Raw genomic sequence first — 18720 nt, forward strand, 5'->3', positions numbered from 1 at the left:
GGGGGTAGTCGTGTTGCCGTCGTGGGGCTTGAGGGCGTATCTGATGAGTCTTTCCGGACTGCTTGACCTTGTCTCCGCCGACCCGAAGTTGACCGCCGCCCTCAAGCAGGGCGGCGACGCCGCGTTGATCGCGCCTGCCGCGCTGCGGCCCTTCGCCGTGGCCGCGCTCGCCGAGCACGACCGGCGTACGGTGCTGGCCGTCACCGCGACGGGCCGCGAGGCCGAGGACCTGGCGGCGGCGCTGACCAGCCTCATCGACCCGGGCACCGTGGCGGTCTTCCCCACGTGGGAGACGCTGCCGCACGAGCGCCTGTCGCCGCGCAGTGACACGGTGGGCCAGCGACTGGCCGTCCTGCGCAGGCTCGCGCACCCGGTGAAGGGCGACGCGACGGCGGGCCCGCTGTCGGTGATCGTCGCGCCGGTCCGGGCGCTGCTGCAGCCGATCGTGAAGGGCCTGGGCGACCTGGAGCCGATCCGTCTCAAGGTCGGCGACGACGCCGAGCTCGACGACGTGGTGGCGCGCCTCATCCAGAACGGCTACTCCCGGGTCGACATGGTCGAGAAGCGCGGCGAGGTGGCCGTGCGCGGCGGCCTGCTCGACGTGTTCCCGCCGACCGAGGAGCACCCGCTGCGCCTGGAGTTCTGGGGCGACACGGTCGAGGAGATCCGCTGGTTCAAGGTCGCCGACCAGCGCTCGCTCGAGGTGGCGGGCGACGGCCTGTTCGCGCCGCCGTGCCGCGAGCTGCTGCTGACCGACGAGGTGCGGGCGAGGGCGGCCGAGCTGGCCGGCGAGCACCCGTCGCTGGCCGAGGTGCTCGACCAGCTCGCCGAGGGCATGCCGGTGGAGGGCATGGAGGCGTTCGCGCCGGCCCTGGCGGGGGAGATGGACCTGCTGATCGACCACCTGCCCGCGAAGGCGGCGGTGTTCGTGTGCGATCCGGAGCGGATCAGGGGCAGGGCGGAGGAACTGGTCAGGACGAGCCAGGAGTTCCTCGAGGCGTCGTGGATCAACGCGGCGGCCGGCGGCGAGGCGCCGATCGACCTCGACGCGGCGGCCTTCCGCACCCTGGAGGAGGTCCGCGACCAGGCCGACTCACTCGGCCTGCCATGGTGGACGATGGCGCCCTTCGGCGAGGGCGTCGAGCTCGAGGCCCAGGACAGCGAGTCCTACCGGGGCGACACCCAGAAGGCGCTGGCCGACATCAAGGGCTGGCTGGGCGAGGACAAGGCGGTCGTGCTGCTCAGCGAGGGCATGGGGCCGGCCGAGCGGATGGTCGAACTGCTCAAGGGTGTGGACGTGCCCGCCCGCCTGTCGAGGTATCTCGACAGCACACCGGAGCCGAAGGTGGTGCACGTCTCGACCGGGCGCATCGAGCACGGCTTCGTGACGCCGGGGCTGGCCGTACTCACGCATCTGGACCTGGTCGGGCAGAAGGCGAGCACCAAGGACATGCGCCGCCTGCCCAGCAGGCGGCGGAACATGGTCGACCCGCTGCAGCTCAAGGTCGGCGACCACGTGGTGCACGAGCAGCACGGCGTGGGCCGCTACGTGGAGATGGTGCAGCGGACCGTGCAGGGCGCCACCCGCGAGTACCTCGTCATCGAGTACGCCAAGGGCGACCGCCTCTACGTGCCGACCGACCAGCTCGACGAGGTGACGCGCTACGTCGGCGGCGAGGCGCCCACGCTCAACAGGATGGGCGGCGCCGACTGGGCCAAGGCCAAGTCGAGGGCGAAGAAGGCGGTCAAGGAGATCGCCGGCGAGCTGATCCGCCTCTACAGCGCGCGCATGGCCAGCCCAGGCCACCCCTTCGCGCCGGACTCGCCGTGGCAGCGGGAGATGGAGGACGCCTTCCCCTACGCCGAGACCGGCGACCAGCTGGAGGCCATCGACGAGGTCAAGCGCGACATGGAGCGGCCCGTCCCGATGGACCGGCTGGTCTGCGGCGACGTCGGCTACGGCAAGACCGAGATCGCGGTGCGGGCGGCCTTCAAGGCGGTGCAGGACGGCAAGCAGGTCGCGGTGCTGGTGCCGACGACGCTGCTGGTGCAGCAGCACCTGTCGACGTTCAGCGAGCGCTTCTCCAGCTTCCCCGTCACGGTGAAGCCGGTCTCCCGCTTCCAGACCGACGGCGAGGTGAAGCAGACCCTCGAAGGGCTCAAGGGCGGCCAGGTCGACCTGGTGATCGGCACGCACCGGCTGCTCAGCCCCGAGGTGCGTTTCAAGGACCTGGGTCTGATCATCATCGACGAGGAGCAGCGCTTCGGCGTCGAGCACAAGGAGGCCATGAAGCACCTGCGCACCCAGGTCGACGTGCTGGCGATGTCGGCCACGCCGATCCCGCGCACACTGGAGATGGGTCTGACCGGCATCAGGGAGATGTCGACGATCCTGACCCCGCCGGAGGAGCGGCACCCGATCCTGACCTTCGTCGGGCCGTACGACGAGAAGCAGATCGCGGCCGCCGTCAGGCGCGAGCTGATGCGCGACGGCCAGGTCTTCTTCGTCCACAACCGGGTCGCCTCGATCAACAGGGTCTCGGCCAGGCTGAAGGAGCTGGTCCCCGAGGCGCGCATCGCGGTCGCGCACGGCCAGATGAACGAGCACCAGCTCGAGAAGATCATGGTCGGCTTCTGGGAGCGCGAGTACGACGTGCTGGTCTCCACGACGATCGTGGAGTCCGGCCTGGACGTGCCCAACGCCAACACGCTGATCGTCGACCGGGCCGACAACTACGGTCTGTCGCAGCTCCACCAGCTGCGCGGCCGGGTCGGCCGGGGCCGCGAGCGCGGCTACGCCTACTTCCTGTACCCGCCGGAGAAGCCGCTCACCGAGACCGCGCACGAGCGCCTGGCCACCATCGCCCAGCACACCGAGATGGGCGCGGGCATGTACGTCGCGATGAAGGACCTGGAGATCCGCGGCGCGGGCAACGTGCTCGGCGCCGAGCAGTCGGGATTCATCGCCGGCGTCGGCTTCGACCTGTACGTCCGGCTGATGGCGGAGGCCGTCAAGGAGCAGAAGGCCAAGCTCTCGGGCGTCGAGGTCGAGGAGGAGCACCAGGACGTCAAGGTCGAGCTGCCGATCAACGCGCACATCCCGCACGACTACGTCACCTCGGAGCGGCTGCGCCTGGAGGCGTACAAGCGGATCGCCGCCATCACCGCCGAGACCCACATCGACGAGGTGCGCGCCGAGCTCACCGACCGGTACGGCAAGCCGCCCGTCGAGGTGGACAACCTCATGGAGGTGGCGCGCTTCCGGCTCAAGGCCCGCAAGGCGGGGCTGACCGACGTGACGCTCCAGGGCCAGAACATCAAGTTCGGTCCCGTCGTGCTGAAGGATTCGCAGCAGGTCAGGCTGGACCGGCTGTACAAGAAGGCCATCTACAAGCAGGCGGCCGAGACGCTGCTCGTGCCCGCGCCGAAGACCAAGCCGCTGGGCGGGGTGCCGCTGCGCGACCTCGAGCTGCTGAAATGGTGCTCGGACCTGGTCGAAGTCATGTTCCTCGAACCGGCGAGGGTAAAGTAACCGACGAAACGCGCTCGGGCAGCGTGATCGATCGCGAAGGGATCAAAGTGAAGTCGATTCGAGTGGCCGTCGCCGTGGCCGCGCTGGGTGTCGCGGTGACCGCCTGTTCGTCGCCCGTTCAGGCCGGGGCCGCGGCCATCGTCGGCAACGAGCGCATCTCGGCCGACGCTCTGAACACGAACGTCAAGCAGCTCGAAGCGGCGCTGGCCAAGGCCAAGATCCCGCAGTCGCAGATGCAGCTGCCGGTCACGCAGTACGCGCTGCTGCAGATGGTCAACGTCGCGCAGTTCAGGCAGCTGGCCGCCAAGACGGGCGCCAAGGTCACCGACGGCGAGATCGACCAGCTCATCGCCCGTTCGGGCGGGCTGCCCGCGGTCGAGCAGCAGACGCTGGCCCAGGGCGTGCCGCCGGCCTACACCCGCGAGTGGATCGGCACCTCGATCGCCATCTCCAAGCTGATGCAGCAGTACGGCGGCGGCACCGACCAGGCCGCCCAGCAGCGCGGCCAGCAGAGGCTGATCAAGGAAGCCGCCGCCATCAAGATCACCTACAGTCCTCGCTACGGCACCTTCGACCCCACCAAGGGCTTCGTCGACTCCGGCCGTTTCGGCAAGCTGTCCGCCCAGGGCTGAGATGCCGCTCGTCGTCGTCACCACCTCCCCGCGGGTCGCGCCCGGCCTGCTCAGCCGCCAGGCGTGGCAGGCGCTGGCCTCGGGGCGGGTGCTGACCGCCTCGGAGGACCACCCGCAGCTGCCGTACCTGGCGGAGGCGGGCATCGAGGTGGAGGTGGTCGTACCTGACCATGCCGCCCTGGTACGGCAGGCCGTCGACGCCACGGTGGTCTGGCTCGCCACCGACGACGAGCACTTCATGCGCGCGGTCGGCCACGCCGCTCTCGCGCTCGACGAGCCGCCGGTGATCGAGGTCGTGCCCGGCTCCTACGACCTGCCGGGCGCCCGCGTCCTCGACCTGGTCGCGGTGATGGACCGGCTGCGCGCCGAGTGCCCGTGGGACCGCAAGCAGACCCACGCCTCCCTCGTGCCCTACCTGATCGAGGAGGCCTACGAGGTCCAGGAGTCGGTCGAGCGGGGCGACTACGCCGAGCTGCGGGAGGAGCTCGGCGACGTGCTGCTGCAGGTCGCCTTCCACTCGCGGGTGGCCGAGGGCTTCGACATCGACGACGTGGCCGACGCGATCGTCACCAAGCTCGTGCGGCGCCACCCGCACGTGTTCGGCAGCGTCATCGTCGAGAGCGCCGACGAGGTCAACGCCAACTGGGAGGCCATCAAGGCCGCCGAGCGCGCGGGCAAGGAACTGTTCGACGGCGTGCCGATGGGCCAGCCCGCGCTGTCCCTCGCCGCGCAGCTGATCCGCAGGGCCGAGAGCACGGGCGTCCCGGAGAGCCTGGCCCACGCGGTCGGGCAGGGCGTGGCCAGGGAGTTGTTCGACCTGGTACGGCGGGCGCAGCAGGCGGGGCTCGACGCCGAGGCCGAGCTGCGCGCCGCGGCGCGGACCTACCGCGACCGGGTGGAGGCCTGGGAGTCCCGGTAGCGGACGTCACTCCCGAATGCCAGGATCGTCCGGCATGGGGGTATTAAGGCGACTGCATCCTGGTGAGCCGCCCGAGGTAGGCGGTTACCGTCTGGTCGGCGGCATCGGCGACGGCGGTCAGGGCTCGGTGTTCCTGGGGGAGGGACCCGACGGCCGCAGGGTCGCGGTGAAGATCCTGCACGCGCGGCTGCTGGGCGACCAGCACGCCAGGCGCAGGTTCCTGCAGGAGGGCGCGACCGCCGCGCGGGTGGCCGCCTTCTCGACCGCCAAGGTGATCGAGACGGGGCTGGCGCAGGGCAGGCCGTACATCGTCAGCGAGTACGTCGAGGGTCCCTCGCTGCAGGAGCTGGTCGCGAAGGAGGGCCCGCGCGCCGGCGGCGCGCTCGACCGGCTGGCCGTCGGGACGGCGGCCGCGCTCGCCGCCATCCACCGCGCGGGCATCGTGCACCGCGACTTCAAGCCCAGCAACGTGATCATCGGCCTCGACGGCCCCAGGGTGATCGACTTCGGCATCGCGAAGGCCGTGGACGCGGGCACCACCGCCTCCAGCGTGGTCGGCACTCCCGGCTACATGTCGCCGGAACAGATCGCCGGCCGGCCCGCCACCCCCGCCTCGGACATGTTCGCGTGGGCGACGACGATGGCCTACGCCGCCACGGGCCGGGAGCTGTTCGCGGGGGAGTCGATTCCCGCGGTGATGCACCGCATCCTCACGGCGCAGCCCGACCTGCGGGGCATCGGCGAGCCGCTGCGCTCGCTGCTGGCCGCCTGCCTGGCCAAGGAGCCGGACTCGCGGCCGTCGGCCGACGAGGTGCTGCACGCCCTCCTGGACGGCACCACGACCGGCGGCACCGCACCCGGCAACGCGAGGCCTTCGCGGGCGTCCTCGCGTGCGTCCTCGCCCAGGGCGCGCCGCGCGGCCCCGGTACGGCGCCGCCCGCTCGCCGTGGGCGCCGTGGGCGCGGTGCTGATGACCGGGCTGGCGGCCGGCCTGGTCTGGCAGGGCGGCACCACGGCCCCGAGCACGGGCGGAGGCGCCGTCGCGGCCGCGTCACCCGCCCCGGCCTTCGGCAGGCGGATCGGCGCGGCGTTCGGGAGGGGAACGGTGAACGCCCTGGCCGTCGGCCGGCTCAACGGGTCGGCCGTCGTGGCGGCGGCCGAGGCAGGAACCGGCGAGCTGAGCGTGTGGGACCCGGTCAAGGGCGGCCTGGTGGCCCGGGCGCCGCGGCAGCGCGCCCGCGGGCTCGGCTCGCTCACCTTCGCCGACGTGGGCGGGCGGCAGGCGCTGGTGTGGGCGGCCGACGACGGCGCGGTGCGCTGGTGGTACCCGGGCAGCTCGGTTCCCGTGAAGGCGATCCCCGTCTGCGAGGGGCGCCCCCATCTGGCGGTCGTCCAGCGGCCGGAGGGCGCCGCGGCGGTCGCCGGCTGCGCGGAGGGCCGCATCCAGGCATGGGACCTGGCGACCGGCGGCAGGACGGGCACGTTCCTGCTCGACGGCCGCGGGACCGGCAGCCTGTCGTCGGCGGGGGACGGCGAGAGCGTCTTCGTCGGCGGCTCCGACGGCCGGGTCAAGAGGTGGCGGCCGTGGGCCGGCACGCCAGGGCCCGAGACGATGCCATGGAAGGGCGCCGTCGCGGTCCACGCCGCCGTCCCTGCCGCGGGCCGGCGGGTGCTGGCCGTCCAGGGGCGCGGGCAGGTGCAGGTCGTCGGCTCCGACGGCGGTCAGGAGACCTGCCGCGTCGACTCCGCCCCGCCCTTCCTCGCCGCCAGCGGGAACCTGCTGGTCGGAGCGGGCGACGGCGTGCGCGTATGGGACCTGGCGACCTGCCGGCCGTACGCCACCGTGATCGCCGCCGGCAAGGTGGGCGCCGTCGCCACGGGGGTGGTCGGCGGCGAGCCCGTCGTGGTCGCGGGCGTCGCCGGCAGGGGCATGGCCATGTGGAGCCTCGATGGCGTACCGGCTGGTAGAGGTCGATAGGCTTTCATGGCAAACCGTCCTTCGACTCTAGGAGCGCCTGACGTGGCTTCCATCGAGGCCGTTTCCGCCCGCGAGATCCTCGACTCCCGGGGCAACCCGACGGTCGAGGTCGAGGTCCTCCTCGACGACAACAGCACAGGCCGCGCAGCGGTCCCCAGCGGGGCGTCCACCGGCGCTTTCGAGGCCGTGGAGCTCCGCGACGGCGACGAGCGCTACGGCGGCAAGGGCGTCGAGAGGGCCGTGCTCGGTGTCACCGACGAGATCGCTGACGAGATCCTGGGCATCGACGCCGACGAGCAGCGCATCATCGACCAGGTCATGATCGACCTGGACGGCACGCCCAACAAGGGCAAGCTCGGCGCCAACGCCATCCTCGGCGTGTCGCTGGCCGTGGCCAAGGCCGCGGCCGACAGCGCCGACCTGCCGCTGTTCCGCTACATCGGCGGACCCAACGCGCACGTGCTGCCCGTGCCGATGATGAACATCCTGAACGGCGGCGCCCACGCCGACACCAACGTCGACATCCAGGAGTTCATGATCGCCCCGATCGGGGCCGAGACGTTCCGCGAGGCGCTCCGCGTCGGCACCGAGGTCTACCACGCGCTCAAGGGCGTGCTGAAGGAGAAGGGCTACGCCACGGGCCTGGGCGACGAAGGCGGCTTCGCGCCCAACCTGCCGTCCAACCGCGACGCGCTCGACCTGATCCTGGTCGCCATCGAGCGCGCCGGCTACCGGCCGGGTGAAGACGTCGCGCTGGCGCTCGACGTGGCCGCCTCCGAGTTCCACAAGGACGGCGTCTACACCATCGACGGCAAGGGCCACTCGGCCGACGAGCTGATCGCCTTCTACGCCGACCTGGTCGAGTCCTACCCGCTGGTCTCCATCGAGGACCCGCTGGACGAGAGCGACTGGGAAGGCTGGAACAAGATCACCAAGGCGCTCGGCGACAAGGTCCAGCTCGTCGGCGACGACCTGTTCGTGACCAACCCCGAGCGGCTGGCCCGCGGCATCGCCGAGGGCACCGCCAACGCGCTGCTGGTCAAGGTCAACCAGATCGGCACGCTGACCGAGACGCTCGACGCGGTCGACCTGGCCCACCGCAACGGCTACCGCTGCATGATGAGCCACCGTTCGGGCGAGACCGAGGACACCACGATCGCCGACCTCGCCGTGGCGACCAACTGCGGCCAGATCAAGACGGGCGCCCCCGCGCGCTCCGACCGGGTCGCCAAGTACAACCAGCTGCTCCGCATCGAGGAAATCCTGGACGACGCCGCGCGTTACGCGGGTCGCGCGGCTTTCCCACGGTTCCGGCGCTAGTTTCTACTACGGCCCTGCGTCAGGTCTCGGGCGCCTCCTCGAAACCGGCCGCGGGGTCGCCCGCGCGCCGGGCCCCGTGGCTCGCCGAGCCCGGACGGCCGGCCGCTCGACGAGCGGGGAACACCCCGTGGCCTGGCCACCTGGTGACCGGAGCGAGCGGGAACGTCCCGCGTGGTCCGGCCACCTGGCGGCTGGGATGAGTGGCAACGCCTTGGATGGTCTGGACACCTGGGGTGTGGACACCTCGTGTACGGGCGCCCGCCCGGACACCGACCATCCGCCGGCCCGGTCCCACCGGTCTGCGACCGGCCCGGTATCACGGCCGGGCAGCCGGACCGGGACCATCCGGCCTACGGTGGGAACACCGGCTGAGCGGCCGACCCCGGCGAACGGCGGGGAGGCGTGTGGCTGTCGGACGGTCCGGACCTCCTCCGGCGGTCCGGGGGTGCTTGGGCGTGCTGGGCGGTCCGTGTGGCTGTCGGGCGGTACGGGCGTGCCGGGTGGTCCGGGTGGCTGTCGGGCGGTCCGTCGAGCGTCCCGGGGGCGGACTGGAGCGGGCGCGCTGCCGGGCCCCGGTGGCCGAGGGCCCGCCGCCCGATCGCAGGGGAGGCGGTCACGGCCGGGGGTAGGGGCAGCGGAACGAGGCGGAGGGAGCACAGGTGGCGAAGCGACCGCAGTTGACGGGACGGGCCGCGATCCTCGCGGTGGTGGTGTGCGCGATCGCCATGAGCCTGGCCTATCCCGTGCGCGAATACGTCGCCCAGCGTCGCGCGATCGCCGAGCTGGAGGCCGAGAAGGCCAAGGAGCAGGAGGAGCAGCGCCTGCTGGCCGAGCGCCAGCGGCAGCTGCAGGACCCCAACTACATCAAGCGCGAGGCCAGGCGCAGGCTCCACTACTGCGGCGCGGGCGAGAAGTGCTTCATGGTCGCCGACAACAAGCCGAAGCAGGCCAAGTCGGGCGCCCGGCAGCAGCTCGCCATGACGCCGCCCTGGTACCAGACGCTGTGGGAGTCGGTCGAGGCGGCCGACACGGGCAAGGGCGTCAAGGCCCCCGCGTCGGCCACGGCCGAGGAGAAGAAGGACGATGGAAAGCCATGACATCGAGGCGGTCGAGCGGCAGCTCGGCCGTCCGCCGCGGGGCCTGCGCAGGGTCGCGCACCGCTGCCCCTGCGGCAACCCCGACGTGGTCGAGACCGCGCCGCGGCTGCCCGACGGCACGCCGTTCCCCACGCTCTACTACCTGACGTGCCCGAAGGCCGCCTCGGCGATCGGCACCCTCGAGGGCTCGGGGCTGATGAAGGAGATGCAGGCCAGGCTCGCCGACGACGAGGAGCTGGCCGCCGCCTACCGGGCCGCCCACGACGACTACGTGGCCGGGCGTGACAAGGCCGCGGCCGAGGAGGGCATGGAGCCGCTGCCGCGCGACATGCAGAGCACGGGCGGCATGCCGTACCGGGTGAAGTGCCTGCACGCGCTGGTCGCGCACGAGCTGGCGGTGCCGGGCGGCAACCCGTTCGGCGCGGAGGCGCTGGAGCGGCTGCCGGAGTGGTGGGCGGACGGTCCCTGCGTGCGGGTGGAGGACGAACAGTGACCAGGGTGGCGGCCGTCGACTGCGGCACGAACTCCGTCCGCCTGCTGATCGCCGACATCCGGTGCGGCGAGCTCCACGAGATCGAGCGGCGCATGGAGATCGTCAGGCTCGGCCAGGACGTCGACCGGACGGGACGGCTCGCGCCCGAGGCGCTCCAGCGGACCTTCGCCGCCATGCGCCACTACCGCAAGCTGATCGACCAGCACGGCGCGACCGGCACCAGGGTCGTGGCGACGAGCGCGACGCGCGACGCCGACAACCGGCAGGAGTTCGTCGACGGGGTGCGGGAGATCTTCGGCGTGGCGCCCGAGGTGGTCTCGGGTGGGGAGGAGGCCGAGCTCTCCTTCACCGGCGCCACCCACGGGCTGCTTCACCTGTCGCTGGAGACCGGTGTGCCCGAGGGGCCGCTGCCGCCGTACCTGGTGGTCGACATCGGTGGCGGCTCCACCGAGTTCGTCGTGGGCACCGACCACGCGCAGGGGGCGCTGTCGGTCGACATCGGCTGCGTACGGCTGACCGAGCGCCACCTGCGGGAGGCGGGCGACCCGCCCTCGGCGGAGGCCCTCGAACGGGTGGTCGCCGACATCGAGGCCGCGCTCGACCGGGTCGAGGCGGAGGTCCCGGTACGGCAGGCGCGCACGCTCGTGGGCCTGGCGGGTTCGGTCACGACGGTCGCCGGCATCGCGCTCGACCTTCCCGCCTACGATCCGGAGCGGATTCATCACGCGATTATCTCGGCCGAAGAGGTTCATGAGGTGACGCGTCGGCTTCTCGCCATGACGCATGGTGAGCGGGCCGCGGTTCCTGTGATGCATCCCGGACGCGTCGACGTCATTGGCGTGGGGGCGTTGATTCTGGACCGTATCGTGCGACGTTTCGGGTTTGCGCAGGTCGTCGTGAGCGAACACGACATTCTGGACGGAATCGCCTGGTCCATCGCCTGAAATTTTCTGGATTTTCGGACATTCACCCCCTTTGGGGCCTGTTGAGAGTGCATTCTGTTCTGTGATTAGGTAAAGGAGCTTTACGGGGGCTTTGCCATATGGTTCGGCACGGGGTGTGCCGGCGTGGCGACCGTTCCCGAGCGCACCTTTTCCCTCACGGAATGGAGCACTCTCACATGAAGTCCTCAGGACTGGCTCGCAGAGTGGCCGCCTTCGGCGCCACGACTGCGGTGCTGGCCGCCATGGTCACGGGGCTGGCCGCCGCCCCGGCTCAGGCGGCGACCACGGCCAAGGCCGGCACGCTGTCCACCGCTGCCGGTGCCACCAAGGCGAAGCCGCTCGCGATCTCGGTCACGACGCCCAAGGCGTCTGTCCGTGACTACGAGGGCGCCTGCCCGGTGAACGTCAAGTTCTCCGCGCAGATCAAGGTCAAGCTCAAGGGCTCGACCACGGTCGCGTGGCGCTGGCTGCACGGCAATGGGTCCAAGGGCAAGGTCCAGACCAAGAAGGTCGCGGGCAACGGGGTCAAGACGATCAACGTTGCGCAGGCCATCAAGTTCACGGACAACGTCAAGGGCTGGGAGGCCGTCGAGGTCCTCGGCCCGAAGCACGTGAAGTCGAAGAAGGTCTACTTCTCGGTCGCGTGCGGTGACAACGGCAACAACGACGGGGACGGCCTGCACGAGGCCGACTACGACAAGGTGTACGCCCGTGCGTGGGCCTCGCCGAGCACGTACGTGGGTTCGTGTACCCCCGGCGACAAGATCGACTTCACCGGTGTGATCAAGGTGGACCGCCCCCGCTGGGTGCACTACCGCTGGATCCTCAACGGTGACGTCGTCGACGGCGGCAAGGTCAAGGTCTGGGACACGCGGAAGGTCGGCTTCGGCTTCTCCCCGCGTTACAGCCACCGTGGCTGGGCGGTCCTCGAGACCCTCGGCCGTGGCGCGACCGAGTCGAACCGCGCCGGCTACAAGGTCTGGTGCAAGGATGACGGCGGCCACAACGAGACCAAGGTCTCGGTGGCCACTCCCACCACCGGCACCAACCACAACACCTGCGCGGTCGGCGCCAACGCCACCATCAACGCGACCGGCCGTGGCCGTGTCGAGTACGTGTGGTCGGTGAACGGCAAGGCCGTGGCCAGCGGCGACACCTACTTCGGTGGCGCCGGCAGCAAGACGGTCGAGCTTTCGGAGCAGGCGCTGAGCGGTGAGGCCACCAAGGGCGGCACCGTTTCGATCTCCATCGTGGGTCCGAACAACCGCGACTCGGCTTCGCAGTCCTACGCGGCCTGCCAGAAGCCCGAGCCGGCCGCGACCTCGGTGAAGGTCAGCGTCTCCGCTGTGCACGACCAGACCACCTGCAAGGGCGGCAAGGGCTCGACGATCAACGCGACCGCGACCGTGACGGTCAACGGTGCCGCGAAGAACGTCGTCGTCCAGCTGTGGAGCGAGGTGGGCGGCTTCAGCAAGAACGTCACCCTCGACTTCGACAAGGCGGGCAGCCAGACCGTGTCCTTCAGCCTCCCGGCTGCGGGCACCAACGGCATCAACGCCAAGGCGACCCTCGCGGGTGTCGGGTCTGACAGCAGCCTGGCCACGTACGGCGACCACTGCCCTGCGCCGGCCAAGGCGGACGAGAAGGCTTCCACGGATGCCTGATCGGCTGAACTGAGACCGGGCGGCGCCTTCGCCGGCGCCGCCCGGTTTTTCTGTTGCCGGTATTACGCATTGCACAGTAGTGTGCATCGCGTGGATAGCACCCAGCTCCTCAAAGGCGTGCTCGACCTCGCCGTCCTGGCGGTCCTCCACGAACGCGACAGCTACGGCTACGACGTCGTCCGGAGGCTGCGAGAGGCCGGTCTGGAGGACGTGGGCGACGCGTCCGTCTACGGCACGCTGCGCCGCCTGTTCAAGTCGGGCGCGCTGACCTCGTACGTGGTGGCCTCCGACGAGGGGCCGCATCGCAAGTACTACGGCCTGAACGACGTCGGCCGGGCCCAGCTCGCCGCCTCGGCCGCGACCTGGACCTCCTTCGCCGCGACGATGGCCGACCTGCTCAAGGAGAGGCATCCCTGATGACACCCGAACAGTACGCGCAGGCCGTACGGGAGGCCCTCGCCGGCCATCCCAACAGCGAGGAACTGCTGGAGGACCTGGACGACCACCTGGCCGAGGTGGCGTCGGAGTCGGAGGTCTCGCTCGAGGAGCGCCTGGGGCCGCCCGAGGCGTACGCGGCGGAGCTGGCGGCCGCCTACGGCGGCAGGACCGGTGAGCGGCGCACGAAGTCCCGGCTGAGGCAGGCGGGCGCGGCGCTGGCCCGGCATCCGGCCCTCACACGGTTGAGCGGCTTCCTCCCCGAACTGCGGCCAGGGTGGTGGGTGCTGCGCGGTTACGTCCTGGCCATGCTGCTGATCTCGGTAGCGGACGAAGAGCAGCTCGTGCCCGACGCGTTGGGCGAGATCGCCCTGGTCGCCGCAGCCGTCTGGATCTCTGTCCTCCTCGGCAGGGCGCCGAGGAGCCGCTGGCCGCGGCTCACCTCGGCGCTCGCCTCGGGCATCGCCGCGCTGGGCCTGCTCGCCGGCGCCGTCCACGCCGACCAGATGCGGATGAGGCTCGAGAACCCGCCGATGGCCTACGAGGCGCCGGTCCAGATGGACACCGTCTCCTCCTTCGGCGACGTCGTCAACATCAGGCCGTACGCGAAGGACGGCACGCCGCTGACCGACGTCTACCTCTACGACCAGGACGGCCGGCCGGTCACCACGAACTTCGAGGACTCCGGCTACGTCGTGGACCGCTCGTGCGGCGAGCCGGTGCTCAACCGCTACCCGCTGCCGCTGGTCGAGCCGGCCGTCGAGCCCGGCGTCGAGGACGGCTCGGTCCCCGCGCCCACCAGGGCGCCCGCCGCCTGTGCGAGGCCGTCCGAAGCGCCCGTGCCGATGGGCACCGCCACGCCCGCCCCCGTCCGGACGGACGAATCCGAGTAATCCGCCGGACGGCGCTGTCGCCCGCCGGAGGCCCACAGCGACGCGCCGGGCCGTTGCTGGGGGCGCCGGCGATGGGCGGGGCCCTGCCGGCGGTTTACACCATCGGGCACTATCGGTGCCATGAGCTTCGTACCTCCCGGCACCGGCTGGCCCGATGATCCCGCGGCTCCCGACACCCCCGTGGCGCACTCGCCCGAGGGGGTGCGGGAGCTCGCGGCCGCCAGCCGTACCATCGCGGAGCTGACGGCCCGTCAGTCGGTCTGCAGGGCGTGCCCGCGCCTGGTGGCGTGGCGGGAGGAGGTCGCGCAGGTCAGGCGGCGCGCCTTCGCGGAGGAGACCTACTGGGGACGGCCGGTCGCGGGCTGGGGCGCGCAGGAGCCGCGCGTGCTGCTGGTCGGGCTCGCGCCCGCCGCCCACGGCGGCAACAGGACCGGGCGCATCTTCACCGGCGACCGCAGCGGCGACTGGCTGTTCGCCTCGCTGTACCGCACGGGGCTCGCCGTCCAGGAGACCAGCGTGCGCGCCGGCGACGGCCAGCGGCTCATCGACACCCGCATGGTCGCCGCCGTGCGCTGCGCGCCGCCCGCCAACAAGCCGCTGCCGGAGGAGAAGGCCGCCTGCTATCCCTGGCTCCAGCGCGAGCTCGCGCTCGTCGCCGGCAGCGTGCGCGTGGTGGTGGCGCTGGGCGGCTACGCCTGGCAGGCGGTCTGGCCCGCGCTCAAGGAGACCGGGTACGGCATGCCGCGCACCAGGCCGCCGTTCGGCCACGGCGTCGAGGTCCCCCTGTCGTACGGCGAGGCCGGCGTGACGTTGCTCGGCTGCTATCACCCCAGCCAGCAGAACACCTTCACCGGCAGGGTCACCGCCGCGATGCTCGACGGGATCTTCCGCCGCGCGGCGGAGATCGCCGGGCAGGTGCCCGAATGTGGGGAGGCTCACTAGGGAATCCCTTGGCCTCCTCCGCGGTTGCACGGTTATGCTTGTGAAAGATTTCACAAGGGTGAACTCGAGGATGGGACCTCAGGTGAACAAGCACATCCTGATCGTCGGCGGTGGCTACGTCGGCATGTACACCGCTCTGCGACTGCAGCGCAGGCTCGGCAAGGAGCTGCGCGACGGCCGCGTGCACATCACCGTCATCGACCCCAACTCCTACATGACCTACCAGCCCTTCCTGCCGGAGGCCGCCGCGGGCAACCTGTCGCCGCGGCACGTCGTGGCCCCGCTGCGTCGCGTGCTGCCGAAGGTCGAGATCCTCAACGGCGTGGTCACCAAGGTCAACCACGCGGGCAGGACGGTCACCTTCGCCCCCGGCGAGGGCGAGGCGAGGGACATCTCCTACGACGTCCTCGTGATGGCCGCGGGCTCGATCTCGAGGACCCTCCCCATTCCCGGCCTGACCGACATCGGCATCGGCTTCAAGACCGTCGGCGAGGCCATCGCCCTGCGCAACAGGGTCCTGCACCAGCTCGACGTGGCCGAGTCGACCGAGGACCCCGAGGTGCGCGAGCGGGCGCTGACCTTCGTGGTCGTCGGCGCCGGGTTCGCGGGCGTCGAGGCGCTGGCCGAGCTCGAGGACATGGCCAAGGACTCCACCCGCTACTACCGCAACATCAAGCCGTCGGACGTGCGCTGGGTGCTCGTCGAGGCGACCAACAGGGTCCTGCCCGAGGTCGGCCCCGAGATGGGCAAGTGGACGCTGGAGCAGCTGCGCGAGCGCGGCATCGAGGTCAAGCTGGAGACGCGCCTCGAGTCGGCCACCGGCGGCCACGTGGTGCTGTCGGACGGCACCGAGTTCGACGCCGAGACCCTCGTCTGGACGGCGGGCGTCAAGCCCAGCCCCATCGTGACCGAGGGCGACCTGCCGATCGACGAGCGCGGCAGGATCAAGACCACCACCAAGCTGACCATCGCCGGCACGAAGGACGCCTACGCCGCCGGTGACGCGGCGGGCGTGCCCGACGTCACCAACCCCGGCCAGTTCTGCGCGCCCAACGCCCAGCACGCCGTACGGCAGGCGAAGGTGCTCGCCGACAACATCATCCACGCGCTCCGCGGCGAGCAACTGGTCGAATACCGCCACAAGTATGTCGGATCGGTCGCCGGGCTGGGGCTCCACCAGGGCGTCGCGAACGTCTACGGCATCAAGCTTCGCGGATTGGCTGCATGGTTCATGCACCGCACCTACCATCTGTCCCGGGTACCGACGCTGAACCGCAAGGTGCGCGTCGTCGCGGACTGGACGCTTGCGCTGTTCTTCAAGCGGGAGACGGTGTCTCTCGGCGAGATGGAGCACCCGCGCGACGGTTTCAGGGCGGCGGTCGCGAGCAACCGCCGCCGATAACGCTTCGGAACCCTCCTTCCCGCACGATGAGAAGGGGGAGATCCAGGGGTGGGGCTCTCTGCGGTGACCGTGCTCGGCGTCGACCGGCCAGGCGTGATAGCCGAGGTGACAGGATCGCTGGCCGAGTGCGGCGTCAACATCCAGGACTCGACCATGACGCTGCTCGGCGGGCACGTCGCGATGATGCTCCTCGTCGCGGGCGAGCTGTCGGCCGAGCAGTTGCGTGAGCGGGTGCGCATCCCCGAGGTGGTGGTCAGCGCGGCGGCCGTCGACGCGAGCCGTCACTTCAGCTGTCCGGGCGCCGGCCTGGAGTACGTGCTCACGCTGCACGGCCCGGACAAGCCGGGGATCATCTCGGCCGTCGCCGGGGTGCTGGCCTCGGTCGGCGGCAACATCACCGGGATGAGCACCCGGCTGAGCGGGCGCCTCTACGTGCTCATCGCCGACGTCGCCCTGCCGGCCGCGGTCGACGTGGCCGATCTCATGCGCAAGCTGGCGGCGGTCGGCGCGAACCTCGGCTCCGAGATCACCTTCCGTCCGGGCGAACCGGACCTGCTGTGAGCGGAGTTCCGCGCGAGGTCGTGCGCGCCCCCCACGCGGTGCTGTCCGCCTCGGCCGAGATCGTGGACCCGACCGATCCCTTCGTCGTCTCCGCCGCCGACGACCTGCTGGCGACGCTGCGCGCGATCGGCAAGCCGTCCGGGCTGTCGGCTCCCCAGATCGGGCTGAGCTGGCGGCTGATCGCGGTGAACGCGAGCCTGCACCCACGCAGCAGGTCGAGCGCAGGCGCGGTCACGCTGGTCAACCCCCGCCTGGCGGAGGCGGCCGGCTGGCGCCACGGCAGGGAGGGCTGCTTCTCGGTGCCGGGACTGCTCGGCGAGGTGCCCCGCGCCACGAGGATCACGGTGTCCGGCGAGCTGCCCAGAACGGGCGAGTCCGTGACGATCGAGGCGGACGCCTTCGAAGCCCGCTGCATCCAGCATCAACTGGACCATCTGGACGGTGTGCTCTTCCTGGACAGAGTGTCCGGAGCGCGGGCACTTCACCACAGATCTCACTCTTGTTACGCCTGATACAAAGTTGTGCTCCTCGTGAGCATGGTCCGTTTCGTATGATTGCGGCGCCCCCGTGGCCCAATGGCAGAGGCAAACCCCTTAAAAGGGTTGACGTGCGGGTTCGAATCCCGCCGGGGGCACCGCTTATTTATATCGAATTTATGGCTCTGACCAGGCGTTTCTCCTTGACGTCCGGACCTGCTGTCAGGGGCCCGCGACGCTGCGTGTCCGCCGGGCATCCCGGTGATCGGCGGGTCCGGCGAAGGGCTTGACAGCCGCCCTTTCCTCTGGTCGGTTCGCGTCTCTTTATGCGGGCGGCTGAAAACGGTTTTCCGGCCCGGTTAAACCGAGGTGAACACCTCTTACCGGAAGGCCACGCTTAGTGACGGCAATAGGTGGGCGGATGCGTTCCGCCGCCTCCAAAAACAGGACAAAACGGGCAAATAACGCCGACCTGGGATCCGGGCCGTTCATCGAGGTCGCGGCGTCCGGGAACCGGCGGGAGGCCTCGTTCGTTGGGCACGCTGCAGAAGTCTCGAAAGTACATAGATCCCGGCGTGACTTGGCCAGTGTGACGCCCTGTCCCATATTCTGATCACGTTGGTCGCAGCGTGGAGGCAGCGATGGAGAGTAAGAACCCCGTTTTCAGCCGGTCGCCGTACACCCACCAGCAGCAAGGGTGGACCCCGAGCCCCGAGCACCTGCAGGGGATGTACGACAGCCCGGCCTACGCCCCGCCCACCGCGCCGGCCGTCAGGACGATGACCATCGACGACGTCGTGGTCCGCGGATTCATGACGCTCGGCACGCTCGTCGTGGCCGGCGCCGCCGCGTGGTACTTCGAGGTGGGCATGGGCGTGGCCGCGGTCTCCGCCCTCATCGGTGTGGTCCTCGGCCTCATCGCCTCGTTCAAGCAGAGCACCAGTCCGGCGCTCATCCTGGGCTACGCCCTGTTCTACGGCGTCTTCGTCGGCGCCCTGAGCCGCATGTACGAGTCGTTCTTCAACGGCATCGTGCTCCAGGCGGTGATCGGCACGGCGCTCGCCTTCGCGGCCGTCCTGACCGTCTACTCCCTGCGGATCGTCAGGGTCACGCCGAAGTTCACCAAGTTCGTGGTGGCCGCCGCGATCGGCGCGCTCGCCCTGGTCCTGGTCAACCTCATCGCCGGCTTCTTCGTCGACGGTGGCCTCGGCCTGCGGACCGACAGCCCGCTCGGCTGGATCTTCAGCGCCGCGATGATCCTGCTCGGCACCTTCTTCCTGCTGCTCGACTTCGACGAGATCGAGCGCGCGGTGAAGGTGGGCGCTCCGGAGAAGTTCGCGTGGCAGTGCGCGTTCGGGCTCACCCTGAGCCTGGTCTGGATCTACCTCGAGGTGCTGCGATTCATCAGCTACTTCTCGGGCGACGACTGATC

The 18720-nt window shown here is 70.7% G+C and carries 16 protein-coding genes and 1 tRNA gene; all 17 read left to right on the top strand.

Annotation, left to right across the window (positions count from 1 at the left end):
• Nucleotides 1-43 precede the first annotated feature (43 nt).
• The 17 genes from mfd (at nt 44) to ACWENQ_RS21305 (ending at nt 18718) form a co-directional block, all read left to right on the top strand.
• Nucleotides 44-3532 (top strand): transcription-repair coupling factor, encoded by a 3489-nt coding sequence (gene mfd, locus ACWENQ_RS21225; protein ID WP_452415750.1) that lies wholly within the window; start codon nt 44-46, stop codon nt 3530-3532.
• A gap of 47 nt (nt 3533-3579) precedes the next feature.
• On the top strand, nt 3580-4164 hold the full coding sequence (locus ACWENQ_RS21230; protein WP_452415752.1) for a SurA N-terminal domain-containing protein: 585 nt from the start codon (nt 3580-3582) through the stop codon (nt 4162-4164).
• A gap of 1 nt (nt 4165) precedes the next feature.
• Nucleotides 4166-5083, top strand: a complete 918-nt coding sequence (locus ACWENQ_RS21235) for a MazG family protein (protein WP_449918063.1) — start codon at nt 4166-4168, stop codon at nt 5081-5083.
• Between the two features lie 34 nt (nt 5084-5117).
• Nucleotides 5118-7061: a protein kinase domain-containing protein gene (locus ACWENQ_RS21240; protein ID WP_452415754.1), complete on the top strand. Its 1944-nt coding sequence runs from the start codon at nt 5118-5120 to the stop codon at nt 7059-7061.
• A gap of 42 nt (nt 7062-7103) precedes the next feature.
• On the top strand, nt 7104-8381 hold the full coding sequence (eno, locus tag ACWENQ_RS21245; protein ID WP_354905542.1) for a phosphopyruvate hydratase: 1278 nt from the start codon (nt 7104-7106) through the stop codon (nt 8379-8381).
• Between the two features lie 659 nt (nt 8382-9040).
• Nucleotides 9041-9478 carry an FtsB family cell division protein gene (locus ACWENQ_RS21250; protein ID WP_354905545.1) on the top strand — a complete coding sequence of 146 codons (438 nt, stop codon included), beginning with the start codon at nt 9041-9043 and terminating at the stop codon, nt 9476-9478.
• Nucleotides 9465-9971: a DUF501 domain-containing protein gene (locus ACWENQ_RS21255; RefSeq protein WP_452415756.1), complete on the top strand. Its 507-nt coding sequence runs from the start codon at nt 9465-9467 to the stop codon at nt 9969-9971. Before ACWENQ_RS21250 ends, ACWENQ_RS21255 begins: the two co-directional genes overlap by 14 nt.
• Nucleotides 9968-10915, top strand: a complete 948-nt coding sequence (locus ACWENQ_RS21260; RefSeq protein ID WP_449918055.1) for a Ppx/GppA phosphatase family protein — start codon at nt 9968-9970, stop codon at nt 10913-10915. Before ACWENQ_RS21255 ends, ACWENQ_RS21260 begins: the two co-directional genes overlap by 4 nt.
• 176 nt (nt 10916-11091) lie before the next feature.
• Nucleotides 11092-12579, top strand: a complete 1488-nt coding sequence (locus ACWENQ_RS21265) for a hypothetical protein (RefSeq protein ID WP_452415758.1) — start codon at nt 11092-11094, stop codon at nt 12577-12579.
• 90 nt (nt 12580-12669) lie between these two features.
• Nucleotides 12670-12996, top strand: coding sequence for a PadR family transcriptional regulator (locus ACWENQ_RS21270; RefSeq protein WP_354905556.1), 327 nt, complete (start codon nt 12670-12672; stop codon nt 12994-12996).
• Nucleotides 12996-13907 carry a hypothetical protein gene (locus ACWENQ_RS21275; RefSeq protein WP_452415759.1) on the top strand — a complete coding sequence of 304 codons (912 nt, stop codon included), beginning with the start codon at nt 12996-12998 and terminating at the stop codon, nt 13905-13907. Before ACWENQ_RS21270 ends, ACWENQ_RS21275 begins: the two co-directional genes overlap by 1 nt.
• Nucleotides 13908-14027: 120 nt before the next feature.
• A complete protein-coding gene (locus ACWENQ_RS21280) occupies nt 14028-14849 on the top strand; it encodes a uracil-DNA glycosylase (RefSeq protein WP_452415761.1) in 822 nt (273 codons plus the stop codon).
• Nucleotides 14850-14973: 124 nt separating this feature from the next.
• Nucleotides 14974-16251, top strand: a complete 1278-nt coding sequence (locus tag ACWENQ_RS21285) for an NAD(P)/FAD-dependent oxidoreductase (RefSeq protein ID WP_449918650.1) — start codon at nt 14974-14976, stop codon at nt 16249-16251.
• A gap of 48 nt (nt 16252-16299) precedes the next feature.
• Entirely contained in the window at nt 16300-16812 is a 513-nt protein-coding gene (locus ACWENQ_RS21290) for a glycine cleavage system protein R (protein WP_354905566.1), read from the top strand.
• Nucleotides 16809-17324: a peptide deformylase gene (locus ACWENQ_RS21295; RefSeq protein WP_354905569.1), complete on the top strand. Its 516-nt coding sequence runs from the start codon at nt 16809-16811 to the stop codon at nt 17322-17324. Before ACWENQ_RS21290 ends, ACWENQ_RS21295 begins: the two co-directional genes overlap by 4 nt.
• 49 nt (nt 17325-17373) lie before the next feature.
• Nucleotides 17374-17446 (top strand) — tRNA-Leu (locus ACWENQ_RS21300).
• Nucleotides 17447-17929: 483 nt separating this feature from the next.
• Complete coding sequence (locus ACWENQ_RS21305) at nt 17930-18718, top strand: Bax inhibitor-1/YccA family protein (protein WP_449918045.1); 789 nt, start codon at nt 17930-17932, stop codon at nt 18716-18718.
• Nucleotides 18719-18720 lie beyond the last annotated feature (2 nt).

It is taken from the genome of Nonomuraea sp. NPDC004354, from assembly GCF_053602555.1.